Raw genomic sequence first — 23,466 nt, 5'->3', positions numbered from 1 at the left:
CCCTCCAGCGCCGTATGGAATCGAAGGGAGCGCGGTTTGCCGCGCAATCGTGGCATGGCTATTCGGGAGGATCAAGGGCCTTGTGCCGCTTGGGTTCCGGCGCTAGGCTCGGCGCGGGAGTTGAAACACGTTCTAGGTGGGGTGCAGTTTATTCATGCGTGTATTGTTCATTTCCGCTCCAGGAATGGGGCATGTCTTTCCGATGATTCCGCTGGCGTGGGCGCTGCGCGCGGCCGGGCACGAAGTTCTCGTCGCGACGGCCGGAGACGCGCTGGCCGCGAAGGACGCCGGCCTGCCGGTGGTCGATCTGGTGCCGGGCTTCGACATCAAGGTGTTGTACGGCCAAGTGCTGCGTGACAATCCGGAGCTCGCCAAGGAGATGGAGGCGGGAATGAAGGTCACCGACCTCCGTGATCCCGTCGTCCTGTCGAGGCTGGCGCTGGTGTCCATGATGCTGACCGACGGGGCCGTGGCACTCGCCGAACAGTGGAAGCCCGACGTCGTGGTGGAGTCCATGATTCTCGGTGCGGGACACGTGGTGGCGGGCAAGCTCGGAATCCCGCTGTTCGCCCATGGATTCGGGTTCGCGCGCGGCGGGGGACTCGCACCGCGGTGGCGCGAGTACCTCGCGGCGCAGTTCCAGCAGCACGGCGCCGAACTGCCCGAGCGGACCGGGTACATCGACATCGCTCCGCCGAGCATGCTGCACGAGCAGCCGACCGGTTGGTCTATGCGATTCGTGCCCTACAACGCCGGCGGCGTGCTGCCGGACTGGGCGCGCCGCACGCCGGAACGCCGGCAGATCGTCGTCACCCTGGGGACGATCGCACCGATCATGAGCGGGCTCGGACCCGTCGAACGACTGCTCGCCGCCGCACCCGAGATCGACGCCGACTTCATCCTGGCGCTCGGCAGCGCCGACACCAGTGGTCTGGGCGCAATGCCGTCGAATGTCCGTGTCGTGGACTGGATCCCGCTCGACGCACTGTTGCAGCACAGCCCCCTGCTCATTCATCACGGTGGCGCGGGCTCCACCTTGACCGCGCTGGCCATGGGCGTGTCGCAGATCGCGTTGCCCAGCGGAGCCGACCGATACATCAACGCGATCGCCATGCACGATTCCGGCGCGGGCGTATCGGTGGAAGAGGACGAGCTGGACGCCGCGCTCATCGAACGGGTCCTCACCGACGACAAGATCCGGCACGAGGCGGGCCGGATACGCGATGAGATCGCCGGCCTGCCCACCCCCGGCACGGTGGCGGCACGGTTGCACGAATTCGTCGTCCAGCGCTGAAGATCGAAGGTAGACATGCACAAGAATCAGACCGCCACGGGCGACCCCATGTGGGTCGCCACCGGTCACGCCGAGATCCGCAACCTGCTCTGCGACGAGCGGCTGGGCCGATCGCATCCGAATCCGGAGACCGCGGCGCGGGTCAACGATGCCGCCCTGTTCGGGCCGATGGGCAACTTCGAGACCGAAGTGTCCGACCACGCCCGGATGCGGTCGATACTGCAGCCCCAGTTCTCCGCCCGGACCATGGGCAAGCTGCGCCCGCGCGTCAGCGCGCTCACGTCCGAACTGCTCGACACGCTCACGGATCGGCCGATGCCGGTGGATCTGATTGCGGCGGTGGCTGTTCCGCTGCCGGTCCTCGTCCTCTGCGAACTGCTGGGCGTGCCCGGCGAAGATCGTGAGCAATTCGGGGCGTGGATACAGCAAGCGTGGGACGCCGGCGATGGCGAACGGGCCGCGCAAGGGCAGGCCGCGCTGTTCACCTACCTCTCCCAACTCGCCACCGAGAGACAGGCGAACCCCACCGACGACGTCCTCTCCCGGATCGCGACAACCGAGGGCGTGCACGCCTTCGAGGCCGCGGCGCTGTCGATGGCAACGCTTTTCGCCGGCCGCGAGACGATGGTCAATGCGATCAGCGTGGGGGTCTCGACGCTCCTCGAAACCCCCGACCGGTGGAGCCGGCTGGTCGCCGAGCCCACCCTGGTGCCCGGCGCGGTAGAAGAGTTCCTGCGGGCGCCCGGGCAGCCGGACGCCGGGCTGGTCCGCTACGCGCGCACCGACATGGACGTCGACGGCGCCACCGTCTGCCAGGGCGATCTCGTCCTCCTCGACGTCAACACCGCCAATCTGGACCCGGAGGTGTTTCCCGAGCCGGAACGATTCGACATGACTCGGCAGTCGTCGGCGCACCTCACGTTCGGCCACGGCCTGCGCTACTGCATCGGCGCCCCACTGGCGCGGATCGAGCTGCAGGAACTCTTCACCCAGTTGATCTCCCGATTCCCCGATATGCGCCGGGCCGTTCCGGTGGCCGATCTGCGCCGCCAGGACGACGTGGTGCCGGGCGCGTTGGTCGAACTCCCCGTGACCTGGTGAGTATCGCGGCGCGATCGCGGCCATGAAGGACATCCGCAACCGATGATCGACAACCTGTCCGACTTCAATGATTGGTTCTCCATACAGCAAGCCGCGCACAGGTTTTCGGTGCGTCGCGTCCCGCTCGCCGACACGGCCGGCTGGATCGTGGAGGACGGCACCGCCAACGTTCGACACCTGAGCGGGAGGTTCTTCTCGGTCCAGGGCGTGCACGTGGAGACCAACCACCGCGACCAATCCTCGTGGCGCCAGCCGATTATCGTGCAGCCCGAAATCGGAATACTCGGCATGCTGATCCGGGTCGTTGGCCGGCGAGTCTATTGCTTGATGCAGGCCAAGATGGAGCCCGGAAACATCAATCACCTTCAGCTCTCTCCGACCGTGCAGGCCACCCGCAGCAACTACACCGGCGTGCACGGCGGACTCGATGTGCCCTACCTCGACCACTTCCGGGCGCCCCGTCGCGGTCGCGTGATCTTCGACGCCTTGCAGTCGGAGCAGGGGTCTTGGTTCCTGAAGAAGCGGAACCGCAATATCGTGATCGAGGTCGAGTCCGCGCCCGCGGGGCGCGACGGATATTGTTGGCTGAGTACGGATCTGATCGCAGAACTGTTGCTCACCCCGAATCTGGTGAACATGGATTCGAGAGCCGTCCTCTGTGGAGTCTTCCACGCCTTCCCCGGATCGATCTCGTCGCGCACACCCTTTCGCGGGCCGGCGGTCCACCCCTTCGAACAGGTATTGAGCTGGTTCTGTGACGCCAAGTCGGAATTCAGTCTGTCGCAGCGGTTGATTCCCCTCGGCGATGTTCCGGATTGGGGCATCGCGGATGGCACCCTGACGCATCGGGACGGGCGCTACTTCTCGGTGTTCGGTGTGGATGTCGAGGCGGCGGGGAGGGAGGTCGCGACTTGGTCCCAGCCGATACTCGAACCGGTAGACCGAGGCTTGATCGTCTTCTTGGGCCGCACCATCCGAAGCGTGTTCCATGTGCTCGTCCATGCTCGCACCGATGCGGGGACGCGAGACATCGTCGAGATCGGCCCGACCATCTCCTGCAATCCTGCCAACTATTCTCACGTTCCGGACGACCGCCGCCCCCGGTTCCTCGACATCCTCCAAGGCGTGCACGAAAGCGACATCCTGTTCGATGCCGTCCATTCGGAGGAGGGCGGACGCTTCTTCCACGCGGAGAATCGGTACATGGTCGTCGATGTGGGCGAGGACTTCCCGCTCGAAGTGCCGTCGGACTATTGCTGGATCACACTCGAACAGCTCGGAACATTGGACCGATTCGGCAACCTGGTGAACATCGCCGCACGATGCCTGGCCAGTTGCATGACGAGCCTGCCCTACGACGTGTCAGAACTCGCCACCGCCTCGTTTCGATAGGAACTGTTCCGACCATGGAGTACGTAAACCTGGGCCGTAGTGCCCAAGTTGTCAGCCGACTCTGCTTGGGCACACTGAACTTCGGCGTGCGCACGACCAAATCCGACAGCTTCCGCATCATGGATACGGCCTTGGACCGCGGAATCAATTTCCTGGACACCGCCAACGACTACGGCTGGCAGGTCCATCGCGGCTTCACCGAAGAGCTGCTCGGCGAGTGGTTCCACCTCGGTGACCAGCGGCGCGACCGAATGGTGTTGGGCACCAAGGTATTCAATCCGATGAGCGACTGGCCCAACGACCGGGGATTGTCAGCTCGCAATATCATCAGCTCCTGCGAGCAGAGCCTGCGCCGACTCCGCACCGACTGGATCGACCTCTATCAGATGCACCACGTCGACCCGTCCGCGACCTGGGATGAAGTCTGGCAAGCGATGGAAGTCCTGACCAGCCAAGGCAAGATCCGCTACGTGGGTTCCTCCAACTTCCCGGCCTGGAACCTCGCGGCGGCACAAGAGGCGGCCATCAGACGCAGCTACCTCGGCATCGTGTCCGAACAATGTTCATACAACCTGGTCACCCGGCACATCGAGGCTGAACTGCTACCCGCGGCGAATGCATACGGAGTCGGGGTTGTCGCCTGGTCGCCCCTCCACGGAGGCCTGCTCAGCGGCGCGTTGCGCAAGCTCTCCCAAGGCACCGCGGTCAAGAGCGCACAAGGTCGGGCCATGGAGACTCTCCCGAAAGTCCGCAAGGCCGTGCACGAATTCGAACGGCGCTGCGGCGAATTGGGAATCCCGCCCGCCGATGTCGCACTCCACTGGGTATTGACCCGCCCGGGCGTAACCGCCGCCGCTATCGGCCCCCGGACCCTCGACCATCTCGAGGACGCAACTCGGGCACTGCATCTCGACCTACCCGCCGACCTCATGCGCGAGATCAGCGAGATCTTCGACAGCCACTGACCGGCCGCCTGGGCGCTGCCGCCTTCCGATCGCGAAAGTGAGATCGGAAGGCGGCAGCGGGTTTTCGGGCTACTTCGGGGCCGGCGCGACCGACGGCTGGGTGATGGTGGTGAAGTACTGGACCGCGGCGGCGACGGCGACGGGGGCGGTGACGAGCACCTGGCCGGCGATGGTGCCGAGGAAGCCGACGGCGCTGGCGCCGATCAGGCAGCCGGTGCCGGCCGCGCCCAGGAGGGGGACGAACAGGGCGGCGAGCAGGCCGGCGGAGCCGAGGGTGACCAGGCTCGCGCCGGCGACGCCGCCGATCAGGCAGCCCAGTGCGGCGCCGCCCAGGCCGCCGGTCAGGGTGCCGATGGTGGCGCCCATGGACAAGGTGCTGGTCATGCGGCTCCAGGCGGCCTGCTCGCGCTCGTAGTCGGTCTTCCAGGGGGCGCTGTTCTCGAACGGGAGGGCGACCGGCTGGTACGACGCGTGGGCGAGGTCGAGCTGGGGGGTGAGGGTGGCCACGCGGTCGTGGATGTCGGCGGCGATCGGGAAGACGAAATCGTCGACGCGCAGCGACAGTTCGGTGCCGGCGACGGTGGTGCCGTCGGCGGCCTTGATCCGGAACACGCCGTTCTCGACGCCCAGGGAACCGGCGTCGGTGCGGATCACCACGTCCTTGTCACCGGCGGTGGCGGTGTAGTTGATGGCGTCCGCGGCGGCGGGCGCGGCGTTCACGGTTCCGGCGGTGACGCCCAGGGCGGTGGTCACGAGGGCGGCGGACACGGCGAACTTGTTGAGCTTCATCAGGTTTCGATCTTTCGTCGGTGCGGGTCAGAGGCCGCACGAGAGGACGCAGGTCGCGTCTTGCGAGCTGCGAAAGGGTGCAGTGGGCCGGCGGCACGGCCCGGAGGCCGTGTCGCTCAGCGGTTTTCGGTGGTTAAGCGGTCTTGGCGCGCACGCGGGCTCCCACACCCACGAGCACGTCGATCACCAGGAACGCCAGCAGCGGGAGGCCGATCATCGGCGCGAACCAGCCGACCAGCGCGGCGCCCGCCGCCAACGGCAGCAGCACGACCAGCGGGGCCTGCGCGAACGCCCGGCGCGGGGCCTTGCCCACCGCGAGCTTCGACTCCTTGGTCGGGCGGCGACGCCACCACATCAGGTAGCCGCGCACCACCACCGTGCCCAGCCCGACCATGGCGGCCAGCAGCAACAGCTGATTGACCAGGCCGAACAGCAGACCCATGTGGAACTGGATGCCCCAGTTGGTGAGCTTGGCCATCAGCGGCCACTCGGCGTAGGGCAGCTTGGCGGTGACATTGCCGGTCGCACCGTCGACCGCGATGGCGTCGCGGGTGTACTGGCCCGGGCGACGCAACTCCTGCGCCACGAAGGCCATGCCGTCCTTGGCCGGAATGCTGATCTCCAGCGGCCCGGTCAGCCCATTGGCGCGGGCGACGCCGTACACGGTGTCGGCCAGCGCGGCCTTGCCCGCCGGGGGAGTGGCGGCGGGCGCGCCACCGTGTCCCGCGTGCTCGCCGCCGGCGGTCATGGCCGGACCGGTCGTGCCCGGCAGCTTCGCGTTCACCGCGGGGGTCTGCCAGCTCATCGCCTTACGCAGCTCGGTCACGTTCTCGCCCGCGTACTTCGACCAGGTCATGCCGGTGGCCGAGAGCAGCAGGATCACCGGCAGGATCCAGACACCCACCACCGCATGCCAATTCAGCGTGCGTGCGCGGGGCCGCGAGCGATCCGGGCGCACCAGCCAACCGGCCGAACGCTTCTCGCGGCGCGCCCGCACCCGGCGGTACCAGAGCACCAGCCCGGCCAGCGCGACCAGCCACATCCAGGAGGCCGCGATCTCGCTGTAGAAGCGGCCGACCTTGCCCAGATGCAGATCCTTGTGCAGCTTGTCGATCCAGGTGCGCAAGGGCAGCGCGCCCGAGCTGCCGTAGACGACGTCGTCACCCACCGTCTGCGCGGTGACCGGATCGACGAACACGGCGCGACGCTCGGACTCGCCCAGCGACGGATCGCTGAAGATGACTCGCGTGGTGTCCCCGGCGTTCTGGCCGGGAGCCACGGCCACCAGCGCCAGCGTCGGTTCGACCGCCTGCGCGGCCGCGATCTGCTCCTTCAACGGCTTGGCCGGACCGGTCGAATCGGTGTGCAGCACACCGCTGGAGGTGAAGTTCTCCAACGTCGGGGAGATCGCGTACAGCGCGCCGGTCACGGCCGCGATCAGGATGAACGGCGCCACGAAGACACCCGCGTAGAAGTGCAGCCGCAGCATGAGCGCCTGGAAGGCATTGCCCGCGCCACGTTTCGTGGACTTCCCGGACGCCGGTTCCGGCGTCGGGACAGGGGAGGGCGGCGGTGCCGTTTCGACACCGCTGTCAGTGATTGTCACCAATGGTCTTTCGGGTTCGAGGGAACACCCGGGCAAACGCGGGTACGGGACACGTCGGGATGGCGCTGGGTCGGCACCCATGACCCCCTCACGGCGCGCACGTGGGCGCGCAGCGGTCACGGGAGGCCGGGACGCGCAGACACCACCGCGACCGGTCGCGGGCGTACAGCGAAGTCACACGGACGCGAAAGCCCGTGTGCCCGGATGAAAGTTAAGGAATCAGCCTCGAACGAGCGCGGGCGGCCCGCGCGTGCGGAAGACGTCTGCGGCGAAGATCCGCAGCACGACCAGATCCCGGTGCGCGATGGGCAGCAGCGGCGGCCCCGACAACACCGGCAGTGCAATGGGCAGCGGCAGCACCCGGGCCAGCACCATGGTGCCGATCCGATAGGCCGCCTCCGCGCCCAGAATGACCACGGCCGCCGCGCACGCCGCCACGATGTGCGCGGCCAGCATGGCCGGACTCCACATCGAGGCGCTGTGGTGCATGTGGTGCATGCTGCCCGGCGAACCCCACATCATGGCGAAGTGCCCGAGCAGCTGCCCGCCGGTCAACGCGACCACCAGGCCCAGCGCCGTGGCGCGCAGCGCGTGCACGCTTGCCACCGCCGCACCGACCGCGGCCGAGGCGGCGACCAGCAGCGTCAACGGCCCCGATTCCAGGGGCGAGGCCCCCGAGATCCAGCCGTGCGCGGCCATCGCGAGCGCCCCGGAAACCGAACCGGCCGCCCCACCACGCAATACCGCAGCATCGCTGCGGAATTGCGCCGTAGGGCGGCCGGACTCGAAACTCACGCGCTGATAATAGCGATCGCTGTTTGCTCAAACGCTCGTGCCCCGCTGCGGGGCAGCGGGGCACGAAAGGAACTGGCTATGAAGGTCTTCTGCACCCTGGTCGGGGTATGGAAGCTGCTGGTCGGCGAAGAGCCTAGTCCGCTGTGACGTCCATCTCGATGAGCGGCTTGCGCAGCAGCTTGCCGGTGGCGTTGCGCGGCAGCTCGTCGAGGAAGATGACCTCGCGCGGCACCTTGTACCGGGCCAGGTTGTCCTTCACGTAGTCCTTGATCTCCTGCACGTCGCGCTTGGAGTCGGGGCCGGGAACCACGATGGCGCGCAGCCGCTTTCCGAAGTCCCGGTCGTCCACGCCGACCACCGCGGCCTCGAGGATGTCGTGGCGGTTCGACAGCAGGTTCTCGACCTCCTGTGGGAAGACGTTCTCACCGCCGGAGATGATCATGTCGTCGTCACGGCCGTCGATGAACAGCAGCCCGTCGGTGTCGAAGTGGCCGACATCGCCGGAGTTCATCAGGCCGTCCACGTACTCCTTGGTGCGGCCGTCGGTGTACTGCTTGAACGAGTGCCCGTTCTCGATGAAGATCGTGCCGGTCACGTTCGGGGCGGAGATGCGCTTGCGGTTCTCGTCGTAGAGCGCGACGCGAATACCGACCGGGGCCTTGCCCGCGGTGGTCGGGGCCTTGCGCAGCTCGCTCGGGGTGGCCACGGTCATGACCGCGCACTCGGTGGAGCCGTACACGTTGTAGAGGGTCTCACCGAAGTAGTCGAGGGTGCGGGTGACCACGTCCGGCGGGATGGCCGAGCCGGCCGCGAAGATGACGCGCAGCGTCCGCTTCGGGTCGTACTTGGCCAGGGTCTCCGGCGGCAGGTCCAGGATGCGCTGCAGCATGGTCGGCACCACGGTCAGGCCCTGCGCCCGGAACTTCACGATATTGGCGAGGGTGGTCTCCGGGTCGAACCGGCGCTGCTGGAACACCACCCGGTTGCCCAGCGCGATCGACAGCGTGAACTGCGACAGGCCGGTGGCGTGGAAGATCGGAGCGGCCATCACCACGGTGCTGTTGCGCGGCAACGGGATTCGATCCAGGAACTGGGCCGTGATGAACGGCGACACCTTGTCGCGTGGCGCGCCCTTGGGGGTGCCGGTGGTGCCCGAGGTCAGGATGACCATGCCGCCCGGCTTCTCCGGCGGCGACAGCGGCTCGGTGGACTGCCCGGCCGCAACCGACTCGATGGTCGGAATCGACGGGTCGGCGTTGTCCTTCTCGTCCACCCAGGTCAGGATGCGCGGGATATCGGCCGGAATCGCCGACATCAGGTCGAAGAACTCGCTGTCGTGCAGCACCGCCTTGACCTTCTCGCGCACCGCCACATCGGTGAACTGCGGCTTGGCGAAACCGGTGTTCATCAGCACCGCGCGCACGCCCAGCTTGCCGGCGGCGACCAGGCTCAACACCATGCCGCGGTGATCGCGGGCCAGCACGCCGATCACATCGCCGGGGCCCAGGCCCTGCGCGACCAGGCCGCGGGCCAGCGCGGTCGACTGCTTGTCGAGCTGCTCGAAGGTGAGCTCGCCGCGCTCGTCGACGATGGCCGCGGACTTGGGGTTGGTGTTGGCCGCGTGCACGACCGCGCCCGCGAACGGACCGAACTTCAAGACATTGATCGCCGAGCGCACCGCCTGATCGGGGCGCAGCGGACTGAACAGTCCCCCTCGGACCATGGCGTTGACGCTGAGTGCGGTATCGCCGGCCTTGCGTAGAACCGTGCCCGCCGATGGAAGTGACATGGGTACAACCTTCCGCGGTCCCCCTGCCGGACGAGTCCGCCGACGGACCACAACATCGAGATCCAGTGCGGTGCTAACCCTAGCAAGCGCAGGCAGCGGCGATGTGGCCGAGGTCTCCGTTACCGACGGTTACGAATAAACCTCGCAGCTCGTGGCGCGGATCCCAGGATTGCCACCGTGTCGCGGCCATCGTCCGGGCCCGGTTCATGCTGTGGGCGGCTCGTATTCGACCAGGACGCGGCGCAACAGTTTGCCGGTCGCGTTGCGGGGCAGATCCTCGAGGAAGAAGACATCCCGGGGCACCTTGTAGCGGGCCAGGTTCGCCTTCACGTGCGCCTTGATCTCCTCGCCGTCGAGTTCCGCGCCGGGCTCGGGAACGATGAACGCGCGCAGCCGTTTGCCGTACTCGACATCGTCGACGCCGACCACGGCCGCATCGAAGATGTCGGGACGCTCCAGCAGCAGGTTCTCCACCTCCTGCGGGAAGACGTTCTCGCCGCCGGACACGATCATGTCGTCGTCGCGGCCATCGATGAACAGCAGCCCGCGATCGTCGAAGTGCCCGACATCGCCGCTGGACATGTAGCCGTCGATGACCTCTTTCATGCGACCGTCGGTGTAGCCCTTGAACGGCGAGCCCGAGCGGATGAAGACCCGCCCGGTGACATTCTTGGCCAGAACGCGGCGGCCGTCGTCGTCGAACAAGGCCACCTCGCAGGTCAGCGGAGCCTTCCCGGCGGTGCCCGGAGCGATGGTCAGATCCTCGGGCCGCGCGACCGAGGCGATCGCGCATTCGGTGGAGCCGTACAGGTTGTAGAGCACCGGCCCGAACACCTCGGCGGTGCGCACCGACAACTCCGGCGACAACGCCGATCCCGCCAGCACGATGCCCTTCAGTGACGAGGTGTCGTACTTCTGCCGAATCTCCTTGTCCAGCTCCACCATTCGATGCAGCATGGTCGGCACCGCCACCAGCATGTCGGCCCGGTGCTCGGCGATCAGGCGCAGCGTCCGCTCGGCGTCGAAGCGGCGGGCGGTCACCACCTTGTTCCCGAACGCGCACCCGGTCAGCCAGGTCGCGAAGCCGGTGGAATGGAAGATGGGGGAGACGATGACCATCGTGCCCCGCTGCGGGAAGTCGATGCGATCCACCATCTGCACCGTCGACAGCGGTCCGGTGCGCTCACGCGGCGCACCCTTGGGCAGACCGGTGGTGCCGGAGGTCAGGATGATGAAGCCGCCCGGCTTCTTCGGCGCGGGCAGCGGCGTCGGCGCGTTGGATTCGACGAGCTCGTCGAGAGTCTTCGCGCCGGAAGGGATTTCGGCGCCCTCGTCCACCCAGGTCAGAATGCGCGGCAGGTCCTCGGGCAGGGCATCGAGCAGTCCCAGGAATTCGCTGTCGTGCAACACGACTCGCACGTTCTCGCGCTCACAGACCTGGGCGAACTGCGGTTTGGCGAAACCGGTGTTCATCAACGCCAGCCGGGCGCCCAGCTTGCCGACCGCGGCCATGGTCAGAATCAGTCCCCGGTGGTCGCGGGCCAGCACACCCACCACGGTGCCGGGCTTCACGCCGTTGCGCTGCAACCCGCGCGCGAGCGCGTTGGACTGGTCCTCCAGCTGCCGGTAGGTCAGCTCGCCCCGCTCGTCCGCGAGCCCGGGCTGGTCGGGGAACATGCGCGCCGCTCGCCTGATCGCCGTCGCCGGTGGGCCGAAAACCCTGGCGTCCCTGAGCAATCGGACCGTCCCCACCGGATCCGACGGATCGCTGAGTCCCAGCTCCCGCAATCGCTTGAGACCCTGGAACGCCTCACCGGTGTGCGCCACCCGCTGCCGCGCCGAATGCAAGACCGAGACCATGCGGACCACCTCCACTACGAGCCGCCCGCCGCCCGAACCCGACAGCGGTAGCGCCACCGTAACAGCGGTATGTGACGTCGGTTACACAATTTCGGTCACATGAGGCATCGGTATGAACCGCGAAATGCCTCCGACTGTTAACCCGGACGTCGCTCGAACGTCACCCTGGTCGCCCAGGCTGCGGGTTTCTGCTCTCGACCCGGATGAGGAATTCAAATGGAACTGCTCGCTGTGCTTGCCAACATCATCACCACCATGGGGACCGGCAGCGCCGCGCTCACCGCTCTGTAGCCGATAGGCATGACAACAGCCCGCCGGAATCCCGGCGGGCTGTTCGCTGTCACGGGGTCCTCACGCCTCGTCGAAGGCGGTGGTCAGACCCAGATGCGCGGTGGCGTCGAGCTCGGCGGCGACCGTTGCCAGCTTGCTGCGGATGGCCCCCACGGCGTCCGCGCCCAAGGCCAGACGCAGCGGAGCATCCGGCTGACCGACCGTGGCGAGGACCGCGGCCGCCGCCTTCGCCGGATCGCCGGACTGCTGCTGATCGGAGGCGGGCAGGCCGTCCCGGATCGCTCCGACCGTCTCCGCGTAGTCGGGGATGGCGGAGCCGAAAGTGAGGGCCGCGGGCTTGGCGAAGCCGGTCCGGAACTCGCCGGGTTCCACGATCAGCACCTGGATGCCCAGCGGATCCACCTCCGCCGCGAGCGCCTCACTGGCCAACTCCAGCGCACCCTTGGCCGCGCTGTAGGCGCCCACGCCCGCGAACGACATGAACCCGCCCATGCTGGTCAACTGCACGATCGCGCCCGCGCGACGCTCCCGCAGCTGCGGCAGCACCAGCCGGGTCAGCCGCAGCGGCTCGAAGAACATGACCTCCATGGCATCTCGCAGATCGGCGTCGCTGGTCTCCTCGATCGCGCCGACGATCCCGTACCCGGCATTGTTCACCAGCACATCGATCCGCCCGGCCTCTTTCACCGCCCGCTCGGCGGCCTCCGCGTCCCGGACGTCCAAGGTCACCACCTGCACCTGATCCGGGTGTGCGGCAACCACTTCCGCCATCGTCTCGGGCCGGCGCACCGCGGCCACCACCTCGTCCCCGGCGGCCAGCACGGCCTCGGTGATGGCCGCGCCGAAACCACTGTTCGCGCCGGTGATCAGCCAACGGCGGGTGGGCTCTGCACTCATGGTCGCTTCCTTCGTCGCTCTGCCCCCGGCGGATTCACCGGGGCGGTTGCCCCACAGTCTTCCGGCGCGCGGCATCGCCCGGTATGGCCCAAAGGTGGAAGATGGATGGGGTGACTGGAGCCCTCCTCGACCCGCATCGCCGCCCCCGGCCACTGCCCGACAGCAAACCGCTGAGCGCCGAGGATCATCGGCGGCTGATCGGCGTCCTCGAAACCGTGGATCGCGCCGCGGACCTCCTCGAGTTCCGGGAGCGGCTGGTGGTCGCGCTGCAGAGCTGGTTCGGATTCATCGGAGTCGCTGTGCTGCACGGGGATACGCTGGCCGAGGCGATCGGTGAGGGCTGCGGCGTCCAAGGCGGATACACCTCGGAGTTCATGGCCGACTACGCCGAACGCTGGGCCGAGATGGATCCGCTGCGCAGCGAGGCGGTGCCCGGGCTGCTGCGCACACGCGGCGTGATCCGGCTCAGCGAGGTACCCGGATCCGAGGCGTTCCGCCGAGAGTTCCTGCACCCCAACGGCATTACCGACAAGGCAGCCATGCTGGTGGACGGTGGGCCGGCCGGCGTGCTCTGTGTCGGGATGGCGGTCGCGGACTCGCCGAGTGTGCCCGAACGCGATATCGCCCTGCTGCACGCGCTGCGCCGTCACCTCGCGCCCCTGGTCGCCGATCAGCTCGCCCGGGACCGCGAACGCCGGGCCGCCACCGCCAACTGGCAGCTGACCCCGCGCGAATGGGAGGTCGCCGACCTGGCCGCCCGCGGCCTGACCAACCGGCAGATCGCCGAACGCCTGTTCATCGGTGTGGACACCGTGAAGAAGCACCTCAGCCGGGTGCTCGCCGAAACCGCCTGCACCAGCCGCACCCAATTGGCCGTCCGCTTCGCCGCCGCCTGACCGGACTCCACAGTCGGACGGGTCCTCGCGTCGGCGACACGGCCCGAACCGGTCGCGAGCCCGCATCGAACCGCTCGAACCCGACCCCGGGGACGGTGACTCGCCGCAGAATCATGTGATGAGCGACCTCTTCGACTACTCCGGCCGGACGGTATTCGTGGCCGGTGGCACCAGCGGCATCAATTTGGGCGTGGCCAGGGCATTCGCGCAGGCGGGGGCGTCGGTGGGGGTGCTGTCGCGCTCACCGGACAAGGTCCGCGCGGCGGTGGACTCGATCGGCGAGAGCGGGGTCACCGTGCTGGGCTTCGACGCCGACGTGCGCGACTATGCGGCGGTCGCGCAGGGGATCGGCGCCATCTGCGGCGAAATCGGTGAACTGGACGTGCTGGTGTCGGGCGCGGCGGGGAACTTTCCGGCCGCCGCGGACACCATGTCGGCGGGAGCGTTCGCCGCGGTCGTGGACATCGACTTGAAGGGCACCTTCAATGTGCTGCGGGCCGGCCGCGAGCATCTCCGCACGCCGGGCGCGTCGGTCATCACCATCTCGGCCCCGCAATCGACCATCCCCATGGCGATGCAGGCGCACGCGTGCGCGGCCAAGGCGGGCGTGGACATGCTCACCAAATGCGCGGCGCTCGAATGGGGGCATCACGGCATCCGGGTCAACGCCGTGATGCCGGGCCCCATCGAGGACACCGAGGGCATGGCCCGCCTGGCTCCCACGCCCCAAATGGCCGACCTGGTGGCCAGATCCGTGCCCATGGGCCGCTACGGCACCGCCCAGGAGATCGCCGACTGCTGCCTGTGGCTGGCCTCGCCGTACGCCGCCTACGTCAACGGCGCGATCATCCCCGTCGACGGCGGGTGGTCCCTCGGCGGGGCTTCGGAAGTCTTCACCGTCATGCGAAACATGCTGGCGGGCTGAGCATTCCGCTCAGTGTCCGCCCGCCGCGATCTTCTTCGGATCGATGAACGACTGCAACGGCGACAGATGCGTGTAGGTGTCGAGCAGAGATCGGCCCAGGGTAGCGTGCGCCTCCACCACCGGATTGGTCGCGCCGTAGTTGTCGGCGTCCGGCGCCTGATCGGTGAAGAAGGAGAACACCACCAGCGGCGCTCCCGCCGCGTCGAACATGATGCCGGTGTCGTGCCGCTTGTCTTCGGACGCACCATGTTTGGTGGCGAAGCGGGCCCGTTCGTCCGAGGACATGTTCCGGCGGACGCCGTCCGTGTAACCCACCGCCGACCACGTCATGATCCGCAGCACCGCCTGCGTCGACTCCTTCGACAGCAGCGTCCCCGAAGCCAGCCGGAACAACAGGTCATTGTTCTCGCGAGGGGTGGTGACGCCCAGATAGAAGCGGTTCTCCCCGGGCAACGGAACCACCCGGGTCTGCTTGAACCCCAGCCGATCCAGTGTGTCGTTGATCTGCTCGCCCGACACGAATCGCGATATCAACCGCACCGCGGTGTTGTCGGAAACCTGCAACATCGTGGTCAGCAGATTCGCGACGGTCAGTTGATCGCCGAACGCCGCCTGATTCAAATACAGCCCACTGCCCTCGGCCACGATGTCGGCATCGAGCGTCGTCGTATCCGATAACTTCACCCGCCCCGCGTCGACCTCACTCATGAGCGCCGTCATCACCGCCAGCTTCTGCACGCTGGCCCCCTCGATCACGAAGTCGGCATCCTCCGCCACCACCGGCACCGGCTTCCCCGACCCCAAATCACTGACCAGGCAATGCCACCGCCCGCCGGCGACCTTCGTGATCGCCCGATACTGCGCATCGAACGCGGGCCCCACCACCGGCACCCCGGCCCGGCCCACCGCCGCCGGCAACAACGCTCCCGCCGTTAGAGCCCCCGCCCCCAATAGCATTCGCCTACTGAATCCACGCACCGCCGAAACCTATCCGCGCAGATCACATTTCGGCAACCGCGCTGCCACCGCCGCACCTCGATCCCCACCCATATCAGCAGGTAGCCCGCCCGCTACCGAACCTCGAGAATTCCCTGTGATTCCCCGAATGCCGGCAGTATCCTGATCCTGCCGCTCCCGGCGAGCGGCCACTGTGCGTTCGATCAGGGGAGGCGCGCATGTCCGACCGGGCAGGCGTAGCGATCGCAGTCGCCGTCATCGGCGCCGCCGCCACCATCGCCGCCGCATTCATCGCGGCCGGCGCCTTCGGCAACAGCCACTTCGGCACCGGCGGCAGCGACCAGCCCAGCACGGTGGTGGTGAACGGCGGCGGAAACGACACGGGCAAGCAGGATTCGAAAGGCCCATCCGCCGACCAGATCGCCTCGTTCATCCGAAGCTACTACGGCCAGCTCCCCAACGGAGTGGACACCGCCTGGACCCAACTGTCCCCGAGCTACCAGGCCCAAAGCGGTGGAAAATCCGGCTACACCACCTTCTGGTCCAAAATCCGTTCCGTCCGAGTGGATTCCATCACCTCCACCGACTATCGAACCAGCACCGCGGGCCTGACCTACGTCTACTCCGACGGCAAAACCCAAACCGAAAAACGCTGGCTACGAGTCGAATACGTGAACAGTCAGCTCGAGATCACGGGTTCCGGGATCTGATCACCTTCTCGGGTATCAGCCGACGGTTGAATCCGGCGTCGACGAGGCGATCAAATCTCCCAGCCGGAACGAGATCGCCGAGAGGCTCGTTGGCAGGACATGACCTCATCGACGGGCACCGCGCGGCTGATCACCGACGCCGACGTTCCCACCGCGGTGGACACCCTGGCCCGCGCGTTCGCCGACTACCCCTACACCCGGTACGTGATCGACGCCGACAACCACCTGGAACGGATCCGCCGCTATCAGGAGCTGTGTCTGACCCGCATCGCGATGGTTTACGGGAAGGTCTGGATCGTCGACGGCGGCCACGCCGTCGCGGCCTGGTCCACCCCGGATCACGACCCCACGGCCGCATTCGCGGAGATGGAAGTGGAACTGAGCGAACTCATCGGCGACCGATCGGAGGCGGCGGCAACCTCCGAAGCCGCCATCGAGCCCTACCGGCCACAGGAGCCGGTGTGGATGCTCAACACCGTCGCTGTCGCCCCCGAACATCAGGGCCGAGGACTGGGCACTGCCGTGCTCCGGCCGGGCATCGAGGAAGCCGCCCGCGCAGGCTATCCGGCCTTCCTGGAAACCTCGAGCGAGGCCAACGTCCGCTTCTACCAACACCTGGGATTCGAAGTCACCGCCGACGTCACGCTGGCCGACAACGGCCTGCGCACCTGGTGCATGCGCCGGGAACCGAGTCAGGAGAGTCAATGGCGTCGGTAAGAACGATCCAAGTCACCTTCGACTGCGCGGATCCCGCGCGCCTCGCACATTTCTGGTGCGAGGTACTGGGATACGAGCAGCAGGGATCAGCATGCGTCGACCCCTCAGGCGTAGGCCCGCGCCTGTACTTCCAACGTGTCCCCGAAAGCAAGGTCGTCAAGAACCGGCTGCATCTGGACGTGCGCGTCGGCACCGGTCTGGTGGGCGCGGACCGCGTCGCCGCCCTCGAGGCCGAATGCGCCAGACTCGTCGCCCTGGGCGCAGTTCGGCAGCAGCTGCTGCTCGCCGACGGTGTCAACGAATCGTGCCTGATCATGCAGGACATCGAAGGCAACGAGTTCTGCCTCGACTGAGCGCTGCGAGCGTCAGAAGTACTGAACCAAGCAGAATTCGTGGCTCTCGGGGTCGGCCATCACGACGACCACTCCCCCGTCGTGATCGTGCCGCTCGCCCGTGTACGTGCCTCCGAGAGCGATCACCTGGGCCATCCCTTGCTCGACATCGTCTACTGCGACATCGAGATGAAGGCGCACCTTGCCGTTCTTGGGTTCGCTCACCGGCTGGAAAACCAGACGCGGCTGCGGGTCATCAGGACGTCCGAGGTAGACCCAACCAGGTTCGGACGGACCCTGCGGGCGGTCCAGCAGAGCACTCCAGAACGAGGCAACCTCTTGCACATCAACGCAATCGATCGTCAAGCCGACCCAACGGTTCACCATCTCGCCAGTATCGTGGGTCTGCGTCAGTATCGCGCCTGTGCACTATCGAAGGAGTCGTAGGCGTCCTGGCTGAACAGTACGAACCGCACTTCCCGCACCGCGGTGTCGGAGACTCGCACCGTCTCGATCGCGATCCGGGCACCGTCGTCCATCGGCCAGCCGAAAATGCCGGTAGAGATAGCCGGGAACGCTACCGTCCGTGCACCCAATTCATCCGCCACCCGCAGTGATTCGCGATAGCAGGAGGCCAGCAGCTTCGATCGATCGTCCTGCGCCGACCACACCGGCCCGACCGTATGAATCACCCACCGCGCGGGCAGATTCCCACCGGTCGTCGCCACGGCCTGCCCGGTCGCCAGCCCTTTCCCATAGTGGGACGCCCGCAGTTCACGACATGCGGCCAGAATCGCCGGACCACCTTTGCGATGAATGGCCCCGTCCACGCCCCCGCCTCCGAGCAGTGACGAATTCGCCGCGTTCACCACGGCATCAACATCCTGCTCGGTGATATCGCCACGAACCAGCACGACTTCGACCATGGACCCATTGTCCCTGCGTCCGGAGCCGGATCACCCCTCGGTCACCAGTCGACGTGTGAATCCGGCTTCGACGAGCCTCTGGTAAGCCGCCGTAACCTCGGCGGGCACATCCTGCGCGATCGCCCAGCCTTTGGCGGGGTAGACCCAGACCCGTTGAGTGTCGCCGACGAGCATGTTCATCACCCGCTCTGCGTCGCAGATGCTAGCCACGTAGTCGTCCAACGCGAGCGGAAGCGACCCGCACGTGACATCGACTCCAGGCCAACGCTTTCGGCAGATGGCATAGCTCCGTCGCTGCTGATACGGCCGTGAGATCAGCATTACCGACGAGATCGAGCCGAGCAGTCCATGCTCGTCGAGCAGGACACGGGAGAAGTCGATGTTGTCGCCAGTGTTCGTAGCCTTGGGCTCGACCAGAATCGCCTCAGCCGGCACCCCCAGCCCGATGGCATGCTCTCGAAAGTGGTTGGCCTCGCCGCGGGGAAACCGTTCTACCGTCGTCGGAGCGTTCGCCCCGGTGAACACAATGAGCGGGAACATGCCCGCGTGATGCAACTCGGCTGCGTAGGTGGCAACGCCGATGTCATGGCCACCGAGCCCGATGCCGACATCGACCGGTCGTGGCGTGTGGTGCATCTGGTTGTAGTCCCAGAGGGTTCCGACATCCGAACGGAACTCGGCTGGCAAGGTCGTCACTCGACCATCATCGGCCGCCTTCGCGGATATGGGTTTTCAGGACTGCAGTTCGGGGAGGGGTTGTTCTTCGAGGATGACGATTTCGCACTGGTCGGCCCAGTGCAGGTGGTGGTGGTTGTCGACCAGTTTCAGGGCCTCGTCCATGGAGATGGCCTGGAGGATGGACATTCCGATTACTTCGCTGGGGGTTTCGGTGGTTTCGGTGCGGGTGATGCGGCGGGCGTTGCCGAGGGGCTTGCCCGGGTCGAGGAGGGCGGGGCCGAGGCGGGTGCTCCAGTCCACCCACAGTTGCATGCCTTTCGCGGCTTCGGCGGGGGCGACCTGGGCGAATCGTTCGGCCACGGACAGTGGGGCGAGGTAGAGGACTACGTAGCGGTTCATGAGCCGACAATAGGTGACCAAAAGGTCACATGTCAACAGTTAGGTGACTGATTGGTCTCGTATAAAGTCGGGGTGTGGACGAGGATGCCGTGTTCAAGGCGCTGGCGGATCCCACTCGGCGGCATCTGCTGGACGCGCTGTTCGTCAGGGACGGGCAGACGCTGACCGAGCTGGAATCCGGGGTGGAGATGACCCGGTTCGGGATCAGCAAGCATCTTCGGCTGCTCGAGGACGCAGGTCTGGTGACGGTGGTCCGTAGCGGGCGGAAGAAGTTGCACTACCTCAATTCCGTGCCGATCCGGCTGATCCACGACCGGTGGATCGACAAGTTCACCGAACAGCAGATCTCCGCGCTCGCCGACCTGAAGAAGGACCTGGAATCGTGACCTTCGAGGACATCCTCTCGCGAGCACGCCCCGAGACCACACAGATCCACCGCGTGATCATCGCCGCACCGCCAGAACGGATCTGGGAGGCCGTCACCGACCCCGATTGGACCGTCCGCTACGGCTTCGGCGGCCGCAGCGTGATCGAACCCCGCGTCGGCGGCGCGTTCACCGTCTTCGCCCCCACCGGCCCCCGCCCGCTCGACACCGACCCCGACATCATCATCCGCGGCACGGTCACCGACTACGCCCCGCCCCTGCGCTGGGCCGCCCGCATCCGCTTCCTGGGCGACGAAAACCTGGTGGCCGAGCCGGAAACCCACCTCTGCTACGAAATCCGCGACCGAGGCGACGGCACCTGTGCCCTCACCGTCATCCACGACGTCGCCGGCGCCCCCCTCATCTCGATCATCATCTCCGGCGACCTGGAACCGGAAGGCTTCGGCGGCGGCTACCCCTTCATGCTCAGCGACCTCAAATCCCTCCTGGAAACCGGCCACCCCCTCCCTGTCAGCCGCCCCACCAACAAGACCTGACCACCCCGAGAAACGGCAAAACCCCGGTGCCGGCCCTGCAGGCCACACACCGGGGTTTCGTTGTGCCAGAACTTACTTCAGCTTGTCGCTCGACAGCCCGAGCACACGCCGGGCCACGATGAGCTGCTGGATCTGCTGGGTGCCTTCGAAGATGTCGAGGATCTTCGAGTCGCGGGCCCACTTCTCGAGGAGGGTGCGCTGGGAGTAGCCGGTGGCACCCGCGAGCTCGACCGCCTTGAGGGTGACGTCGGTGCCCATGCGGCCGGCCTTGGCCTTGGACATGGAAGCCTCGAGGGAGTTGGGCTTCTTGTTGTCGGCCATCCAGGCCGCGCGCAGCGACAGCAGGTAGGCGGATTCCCAATCGGCTTCCATGCGAAGGAATTCGGCTGCCGCGGCGTGCTGGTTGTTGGCGGGCTTGTCGTAGGAGATCTCGACGCCGGCGTCCTCGAGCACCTTGCGGAGTTCCTCGAGCGCGGCGCGGCCGACGCCGACCGCCATGGCGGCGACGAGGGGGCGGGTGTTGTCGAACGTCTGCATGACGCCCGCGAAACCCTTCTCCACGTTGACTTCCGGGGAACCGAGGATGTTGTCCTTCGGGATCCGGCAGTCCTCGAAGCGGATCTCGGCGGTGTCGGACGCCTTGATGCCGAGCTTGTGCTCGAGGCGGGACACCGTGAGGCCCTTGGCGTCCCGGGGGACCACGAAGGACTTGATGGCGGCGCGGCCCAGGGACTTGTCGACCGTGGCCCAGACCACGATGTGAGTGGCGCGGGAACCGGCGGTGACGAAGATCTTGGTGCCGTTGAGGACCCACTCGTCACCATCGAGGGTGGCGGTGGTGGTGACGGCCGCGGAGTCCGAGCCGAACGACGGCTCGGTGATCGCCATGGCGGCCCACACCTTGCCGAACCGGGACAGCTGCTCGTCGGTGGCGACCGCGGCGATAGCGGCGTTGCCGAGACCCTGGTAGGGGATCGACAGCATCAGGCCGGCGTCGCCCCAGCAGGTCTCGAGCGCGTTCATCAGCGCGGACATATTGCCGCCGTTGGTGTTTCCGAGCAGCTCGGCGGCGTGCGTGTCCGGCTCGCCTTCGCCCTTGGCCTTACGGCCGCCGGTTGCGCCGGAGATGTCCGCCGTGCCCGAGTCCGACAGGCCCTCGATCATGGCGGCCATGGTGTCGAGCTCGGTCGGGTATTCGTGCTCGGCCAGGTCGTATTTGCGGGAAGCCGGGCGGAAGATCTCGGCGGCGACCTGGTGGGCCTGGTTGGCGCTGGCCCGCAGCTTCTTGGGGAGTTCGAGATTGATCATGAGTGGTCTCTCCGTTGAGAAGTCGGGTCAGAGGAGAACGACGCCCTCGGCGACGCCCACACCGCGCAGATCGCGGTACCAGCGCTCGACCGGGTGTTCCTTGGTGAAGCCGTGGCCGCCGAGCAGCTGCACGCCGTCGAGGCCGATCTGCATGCCCTTGTCGGTGGCCAGCTTCTTGGCCAGCGCGGCCTCGCGGGCGAAGGACAGACCCTGCTCGGCGCGAGACGCACCCCGCAGCGTCACGAGGCGAAGACCGTCCAGCTCGATCGCCATGTTGGCGACCATGAACGCGACCGCCTGCCGGTGCGCGATCGGCTCACCGAACGCCTCACGTTCCTTCACGTACGGAATCACGTAGTCCAGCACGGCCTGACCGGTGCCGATGGCCAGCGAGGCCCAGCCCAGACGGGCCAGCCGCACCGCGTCGGCGTACTCCTCGGCGCGCTGCGCGCCCTCGGAGTCACCCAGCAGGGCGGTGGTCGGCACGGCGACGTTGTTCAGGATCAGACGACCCAGGCCCGCGGCCCGCATACCCATGCTCGGGTCCGCCTCGATCACGACACCTTCGGTGTTGGACTCGACGATGAAGAACGTCGGACGGCCGTCCAGCTCGGCGGCCACGATGAACAGCTCGGCGTCACCGGCGGCCGGCACCAGGGTCTTCACACCGTTGAGCCGGAAGCCGCTGGGCGAGCGGGTGGCCTTGGTCTTCAGCGCGAACGGGTCGAACAGCGCCTGCGGCTCGGCGATGACCACCGAGGACTGCGGCACGTTCTCACCGGCGTAAGCGCCCAGGTAGCTCTGCTGCTGCGCGTCGGTACCCCACTGCGACAGCGCGACCGCGACACCGCTCGGCGCCAGGATCGGCAGCGCCAGGCCCATGTCGCCGTGCGCCAGCGCCTCGGCCACCAGCGAATTGGTGACCGCGCCACGCTCGGACGCCGCACCCTCGAGCTCCTCGGGCACGTTGATCAGCGTGACACCGAGCTCGGCGGCGCGCTCGAGCAGATCGCGCGGCGCCTTGGCGGCATTGTCGGCCTCGTAGGCGGCCGGGCGCAGGATCTCCGCGGCGAAGTCGCGCACCGTCTCGACGATCATCTGCTGCTCGTCGGTCGGGGTGAGGTCGAAGTAGTCCTTCTTGCGAGACTCGTTGGCGGGCAGCCGCTTCGGAGCGCCACCGCCGGAGACCTTCTCGAACGCGCGAGTCGCGGCACCGAGGGTGCGGAAGCCGGTCTTGGTGCCCTCGTAGGTGAGCCGCTCGATCGGCTTGCGCAGGTTGTACTTCTCGGCCAGGTCGGACCCCGTGATGGTCGTCATGACCCGCATCGCCGCGCCCATCCAGTCACGTTTGACCGGGTTGAGGCCAACGGCGGAGGTATCCCGCTTCGTTGCGGTGTCTCGAGTGCTCATAATCACCAGTTTTCTATCGAGGAGGTGGGTGATCCTGCCCAGCAATCTTACTCCTGAGTAAGACTATCTTACTTCAGAGTAAGAACAGTCGTCGAGTGTTGTCGAATCGCGAGGTCAGGGCGATGGTGTGAACTTACCGAGGGATTGAACCGGATCTAGTGAAACAAACACACTTCAAACGATCGCGAGCTGGGCTAAGGTGTCGGCGCATAACCCGATCCTGATGGAGGCTCGTACATAATGAAGATCGCGCTCGGAACGGTCGGCTTCATCGCCGCCGGTCTCTTCCTCACCGCCCCCGCCGCCAATGCCGAAGTGCCGCTGCAGAACATCGACATCGGCATCACCGGCTCCGGCGCCGGCTCCAGCACGGGCGGTTGCGGTGGCGGCGTCCTCAACACCGAGATCGGACTCGGCTCGGTCGGCGTGGGTTCCTCCGCGGCCACCGGTCCGTACATCGACCTCGGCTCGGTGTGTGTCCCGCTCTGAAACGCCACAGGCGTAGCG

25 protein-coding genes are annotated in these 23,466 nt (G+C 67.0%); 12 read left to right on the top strand and 13 right to left on the bottom strand.

Going from position 1 to position 23,466, the window contains the following annotated elements:
• Positions 1–184 precede the first annotated feature (184 nt).
• The 4 genes from ACYVKL_RS13105 to ACYVKL_RS13090 are packed head-to-tail and all read left to right on the top strand — an operon-like array spanning position 185 to position 4,752.
• Positions 185–1,294 carry a nucleotide disphospho-sugar-binding domain-containing protein gene (locus ACYVKL_RS13105; RefSeq protein WP_379162725.1) on the top strand — a complete coding sequence of 370 codons (1,110 nt, stop codon included), beginning with the start codon at positions 185–187 and terminating at the stop codon, positions 1,292–1,294.
• A gap of 15 nt (positions 1,295–1,309) precedes the next feature.
• Positions 1,310–2,395 carry a cytochrome P450 gene (locus tag ACYVKL_RS13100; protein WP_379162722.1) on the top strand — a complete coding sequence of 362 codons (1,086 nt, stop codon included), beginning with the start codon at positions 1,310–1,312 and terminating at the stop codon, positions 2,393–2,395.
• Positions 2,396–2,437: 42 nt separating this feature from the next.
• Positions 2,438–3,787 (top strand): NDP-hexose 2,3-dehydratase family protein, encoded by a 1,350-nt coding sequence (locus ACYVKL_RS13095; protein WP_379162714.1) that lies wholly within the window; start codon positions 2,438–2,440, stop codon positions 3,785–3,787.
• 14 nt (positions 3,788–3,801) lie between these two features.
• Positions 3,802–4,752: an aldo/keto reductase gene (locus ACYVKL_RS13090; RefSeq protein WP_379162708.1), complete on the top strand. Its 951-nt coding sequence runs from the start codon at positions 3,802–3,804 to the stop codon at positions 4,750–4,752.
• Positions 4,753–4,821: 69 nt separating this feature from the next.
• On the opposite strand, the gene ACYVKL_RS13085 is transcribed toward ACYVKL_RS13090, so the two are convergent.
• From ACYVKL_RS13085 to ACYVKL_RS13060, 6 genes are all read right to left on the bottom strand, one after another.
• Positions 4,822–5,541: a DUF8020 domain-containing protein gene (locus ACYVKL_RS13085; protein WP_379162705.1), complete on the bottom strand. Its 720-nt coding sequence runs from the start codon at positions 5,539–5,541 to the stop codon at positions 4,822–4,824.
• A 133-nt stretch (positions 5,542–5,674) separates the two neighbouring features.
• Entirely contained in the window at positions 5,675–7,147 is a 1,473-nt protein-coding gene (locus ACYVKL_RS13080) for a PepSY-associated TM helix domain-containing protein (RefSeq protein ID WP_379162702.1), read from the bottom strand.
• A gap of 219 nt (positions 7,148–7,366) precedes the next feature.
• A complete protein-coding gene (locus tag ACYVKL_RS13075) occupies positions 7,367–7,942 on the bottom strand; it encodes a hypothetical protein (protein ID WP_213559877.1) in 576 nt (191 codons plus the stop codon).
• 133 nt (positions 7,943–8,075) lie between these two features.
• A complete protein-coding gene (locus ACYVKL_RS13070) occupies positions 8,076–9,731 on the bottom strand; it encodes an acyl-CoA synthetase (RefSeq protein ID WP_379162699.1) in 1,656 nt (551 codons plus the stop codon).
• 204 nt (positions 9,732–9,935) lie between these two features.
• Positions 9,936–11,591, bottom strand: a complete 1,656-nt coding sequence (locus tag ACYVKL_RS13065; protein ID WP_379165701.1) for an acyl-CoA synthetase — start codon at positions 11,589–11,591, stop codon at positions 9,936–9,938.
• Between the two features lie 351 nt (positions 11,592–11,942).
• Positions 11,943–12,779: an SDR family NAD(P)-dependent oxidoreductase gene (locus ACYVKL_RS13060; protein WP_379162696.1), complete on the bottom strand. Its 837-nt coding sequence runs from the start codon at positions 12,777–12,779 to the stop codon at positions 11,943–11,945.
• Positions 12,780–12,889: 110 nt separating this feature from the next.
• Between ACYVKL_RS13060 and ACYVKL_RS13055 the strand changes: the two genes are divergently transcribed.
• A complete protein-coding gene (locus ACYVKL_RS13055) occupies positions 12,890–13,675 on the top strand; it encodes a helix-turn-helix transcriptional regulator (RefSeq protein ID WP_379162693.1) in 786 nt (261 codons plus the stop codon).
• A 118-nt stretch (positions 13,676–13,793) separates the two neighbouring features.
• Positions 13,794–14,600 (top strand): SDR family oxidoreductase, encoded by an 807-nt coding sequence (locus ACYVKL_RS13050; RefSeq protein WP_379162690.1) that lies wholly within the window; start codon positions 13,794–13,796, stop codon positions 14,598–14,600.
• A gap of 9 nt (positions 14,601–14,609) precedes the next feature.
• On the opposite strand, the gene ACYVKL_RS13045 is transcribed toward ACYVKL_RS13050, so the two are convergent.
• The gene (locus tag ACYVKL_RS13045; protein ID WP_379162687.1) at positions 14,610–15,557 is read right to left on the bottom strand and encodes a serine hydrolase; all 948 of its coding nucleotides are present in this window, start codon (positions 15,555–15,557) and stop codon (positions 14,610–14,612) included.
• A gap of 218 nt (positions 15,558–15,775) precedes the next feature.
• Here ACYVKL_RS13045 and ACYVKL_RS13040 point away from each other — a divergent pair, with 218 nt between their 5' ends.
• The 3 genes from ACYVKL_RS13040 to ACYVKL_RS13030 all read left to right on the top strand — a co-directional run bounded on the left by ACYVKL_RS13040 (position 15,776) and on the right by ACYVKL_RS13030 (position 17,337).
• Positions 15,776–16,267, top strand: a complete 492-nt coding sequence (locus ACYVKL_RS13040; RefSeq protein WP_379162683.1) for a hypothetical protein — start codon at positions 15,776–15,778, stop codon at positions 16,265–16,267.
• A gap of 99 nt (positions 16,268–16,366) precedes the next feature.
• Positions 16,367–16,984 (top strand): GNAT family N-acetyltransferase, encoded by a 618-nt coding sequence (locus tag ACYVKL_RS13035; protein WP_379162680.1) that lies wholly within the window; start codon positions 16,367–16,369, stop codon positions 16,982–16,984.
• Positions 16,972–17,337, top strand: coding sequence for a VOC family protein (locus ACYVKL_RS13030; RefSeq protein ID WP_379162677.1), 366 nt, complete (start codon positions 16,972–16,974; stop codon positions 17,335–17,337). The genes ACYVKL_RS13035 and ACYVKL_RS13030 overlap by 13 nt, the downstream gene beginning before the upstream one ends.
• Before the next feature lie 12 nt (positions 17,338–17,349).
• Here the strand turns inward: ACYVKL_RS13030 and ACYVKL_RS13025 are convergent, their stop codons facing one another.
• From ACYVKL_RS13025 to ACYVKL_RS13010, 4 genes are read right to left on the bottom strand one after another with little or no spacing between them, the layout of a single operon-like run.
• The gene (locus ACYVKL_RS13025) at positions 17,350–17,703 is read right to left on the bottom strand and encodes a VOC family protein (RefSeq protein WP_379162674.1); all 354 of its coding nucleotides are present in this window, start codon (positions 17,701–17,703) and stop codon (positions 17,350–17,352) included.
• Between the two features lie 23 nt (positions 17,704–17,726).
• Positions 17,727–18,242: an O-acetyl-ADP-ribose deacetylase gene (locus ACYVKL_RS13020; protein WP_379162671.1), complete on the bottom strand. Its 516-nt coding sequence runs from the start codon at positions 18,240–18,242 to the stop codon at positions 17,727–17,729.
• Between the two features lie 30 nt (positions 18,243–18,272).
• A complete protein-coding gene (locus ACYVKL_RS13015) occupies positions 18,273–18,938 on the bottom strand; it encodes a YdcF family protein (RefSeq protein ID WP_379162668.1) in 666 nt (221 codons plus the stop codon).
• A gap of 36 nt (positions 18,939–18,974) precedes the next feature.
• A complete protein-coding gene (locus ACYVKL_RS13010) occupies positions 18,975–19,319 on the bottom strand; it encodes a hypothetical protein (protein ID WP_379162665.1) in 345 nt (114 codons plus the stop codon).
• 74 nt (positions 19,320–19,393) lie between these two features.
• On the opposite strand from ACYVKL_RS13010, the gene ACYVKL_RS13005 reads away from it, so the two are divergent.
• The gene (locus ACYVKL_RS13005) at positions 19,394–19,705 is read left to right on the top strand and encodes an ArsR/SmtB family transcription factor (protein ID WP_213559890.1); all 312 of its coding nucleotides are present in this window, start codon (positions 19,394–19,396) and stop codon (positions 19,703–19,705) included.
• Positions 19,702–20,241 (top strand): SRPBCC domain-containing protein, encoded by a 540-nt coding sequence (locus ACYVKL_RS13000; protein ID WP_379162662.1) that lies wholly within the window; start codon positions 19,702–19,704, stop codon positions 20,239–20,241. Before ACYVKL_RS13005 ends, ACYVKL_RS13000 begins: the two co-directional genes overlap by 4 nt.
• A gap of 72 nt (positions 20,242–20,313) precedes the next feature.
• Here the strand turns inward: ACYVKL_RS13000 and ACYVKL_RS12995 are convergent, their stop codons facing one another.
• Positions 20,314–21,549, bottom strand: coding sequence for an acyl-CoA dehydrogenase family protein (locus tag ACYVKL_RS12995; RefSeq protein WP_379162659.1), 1,236 nt, complete (start codon positions 21,547–21,549; stop codon positions 20,314–20,316).
• A 27-nt stretch (positions 21,550–21,576) separates the two neighbouring features.
• Positions 21,577–22,965 (bottom strand): acyl-CoA dehydrogenase family protein, encoded by a 1,389-nt coding sequence (locus ACYVKL_RS12990; protein ID WP_379162656.1) that lies wholly within the window; start codon positions 22,963–22,965, stop codon positions 21,577–21,579.
• Between the two features lie 234 nt (positions 22,966–23,199).
• Here ACYVKL_RS12990 and ACYVKL_RS12985 point away from each other — a divergent pair, with 234 nt between their 5' ends.
• A complete protein-coding gene (locus ACYVKL_RS12985) occupies positions 23,200–23,448 on the top strand; it encodes a hypothetical protein (protein WP_379162653.1) in 249 nt (82 codons plus the stop codon).
• The last annotated feature ends 18 nt before the right edge of the window (positions 23,449–23,466 follow it).

This window comes from Nocardia tengchongensis (assembly GCF_054781395.1).
The sequence above is the reverse complement of the archived record's forward strand: the minus strand, read 5'-3'. Positions and strand labels throughout refer to the sequence as shown.